Below are 1,247 nucleotides of genomic sequence, written 5' to 3'. Positions count from 1 at the left end.
GGGTCGTCGGTCGGGTCGTCGGTCGGCTGGTCCGTGGTGCCGGTCGTGGACTCCTCCGAGCCCTGGTCGCCGGTGCCCGGGTCCGTGTCGTCCCCGGGCACGTTGGCCGGGTCCTCGGCGGGGCTGGTCGGCGTGGGCACGGTGGTCGAGTCGTCGGAGTCGTTCGAGGTGCGGCTGATGCTCGTGCCGGAACCCTCCTGACCGCGGACCGCGTCGGACAGCGGCTTGCCGATGACGAGCTCGACGACCAGCACCACGCCCATGACGACGACGAACAGGGCCGCCGCCGACAGGGCCAGCACCTTCTTCGTGCCGTGCTTCTGCACGAAGCGCAGCCAGGCGTTGCGCGGCTCGTCCTCGTCGTCGCCTGCCGCGCCGTCGGCGTGCCCGTCACCGTCGTCGAGCCCGTCGCCGGCCTCGGCCTCGGCGTCCGAGACGCCGACCGGCCCGAGGGGGCGGGTCTCCCCGAGTGCCTGCGTCGAGTCGAGCGGCGCGGTGGCGTCGAGCGGCGCGGTCGCGTCGAGCGGCGCGGTCGCGTCGAGCGGCTGCGTCCCCGGGACGGTGCCGTCGGCCAGGGTGTCCACGGCGTCCGACGTGCTGACCACGGTGCCGCGCGCCGTCGTGGCCGTGCCGCCGACGCGCATCGCGGCGGTGCGCGAGCGCCCGGTGCCGGGGGTGCGCGCCACCACCTTGGTGACGACCGGCTTGAGCTGCTCGTGCGTCTTCTCGATCGAGCGCGTGTAGAGGAAGTTGCCGATGACCGTGATGACGCTCGCGAGGCCCGCGCCGATGATCGTCCCGGCGACGCCGAAGAAGGACATCAGCACGGTGGCGCTGACCGCGGCGAGGGCGCTGGCCACCACCTGGGTGAGCGAGAGCCGGGTCTTGGCGGGGGCGTCCTTCGCGTCGTCGTGCGAGCCGTCGACGGGGTCGCCCGGGGCGGGGCTGCGGGGGGAGGAGGTCACGAAGCGTCGGGTCCAGGTCGGGGTCGTCGGTCCGACGCCCGCCGCACCCGCCGGCACGAGGGCCGCGCGCCGCGTGCACCGGCGTCTGCCGCGGGCGTCCCCAGCAGCCTAGGCCGGGCGTGTGCAGGTCGCAGCGGGCCGTCGTGACCCGCCCCGAGAGGAAGCGCGAAGATCCTGTGATCCCGCAGGCCCGGACCTGTTGTGAGCGCGATTCCGGGGACTATTCGGTCGAGCGCGGCGGACGCGTACTGGCCGTCGACGAACGTCACGCGGACGGGACGG

1 pseudogene is annotated in these 1,247 nt (G+C 74.7%); it reads right to left on the bottom strand.

The window, feature by feature from the left end:
- Positions 1-965 (bottom strand): annotated as a pseudogene (locus tag ABZ493_RS18845) (hypothetical protein); the annotation flags it as partial.
- Positions 966-1,247: the final 282 nt, after the last annotated feature.

Source organism: Isoptericola sp. NPDC019482, from assembly GCF_040632295.1.
In the GTDB taxonomy this organism is placed as follows: domain Bacteria; phylum Actinomycetota; class Actinomycetes; order Actinomycetales; family Cellulomonadaceae; genus Isoptericola.
Note: the sequence above shows the minus strand (reverse complement) of the source record. Positions and strands in the feature narration are given on the sequence as shown.